Source organism: Georgenia daeguensis (assembly GCF_039537705.1).
GTDB classification, from domain to species: Bacteria; Actinomycetota; Actinomycetes; order Actinomycetales; family Actinomycetaceae; genus Georgenia; species Georgenia daeguensis.
The window spans coordinates 1-820 of the sequence record NZ_BAABBA010000089.1; the positions used below are offsets into that span (position 1 = coordinate 1).

Here is an 820-nt window from a genome sequence, read left to right on the forward strand (position 1 = left end):
CTCCTACCGCACCCGCGGCCACCGCCAGACCATCGACCCACAGACCAGCAAGTAACCAACAACAAACCGCCGAGAGGGGTCAACTTTCCATCGGCGCAGAGGGGTCAATTTTCGCCCGGCGTTGACATACATAGACCTTCTGCAGTGGTTCATGGGTCCCGTCGCTGAGGTCACAGGCCGATGTGGTACGTACATACATGGCGACTACATCGAGGTCGAGGATGCTGCGACGGCACTATTGACGTTCACTTCTGGTGCGATGGCCACGATTTCCGCCACGACTGGGCTTACTCCTGCCGAGGGAGTGCAGATCCGGATCACGGGATCATCCGGAGCTACCGTGGCACTGGCGGAATACCCAGAGGGAACCGGCCAGCTGGAGATCTGGGACGTGCCGGGTCAGGTTTTCCACGCTCCTGTTCTCGGGCGTGCTGTCAACGCCGATGTGTCGTCCTCCGTCATAAACGATGCGCTCAAGCCCTACCACGCGTTACAGGTGTCGGACTTCATCGCGGCTCTTAGAGAGAATCGCGAGCCGGCAGTCACAGGAGTCGAGGCGATGAAGTCTCTGAGGGTTGTCGAGGCGATTTATGAGTCGCATCGAACGGGTAAAACCGTGCGCTTCGACCCGGCGCACCTGTCATCACAGGTGTCGTGACTGTCGGCGCGAGCATGACTGTGGTCCCAACGAACTAGGGCGTGTCTCCCAATAGTCGAGCCCTTGGGCTGAAACGCTGCGGGGGTGTCGCGTACTGCCGTGCTGACGGATGCCCAGTGGGAGTTGATCGAGCCGTTGATGCCGTCCTCGGGCGGGCGCCGG

At 60.7% G+C, this 820-nt stretch carries 1 protein-coding gene; it reads left to right on the plus strand.

Annotated elements, in window-relative coordinates:
- Window positions 1-121: 121 nt before the first annotated feature.
- A complete protein-coding gene (locus ABD774_RS21535; RefSeq protein WP_345045834.1) occupies window positions 122-658 on the plus strand; it encodes a Gfo/Idh/MocA family oxidoreductase in 537 nt (178 codons plus the stop codon).
- Window positions 659-820: the final 162 nt, after the last annotated feature.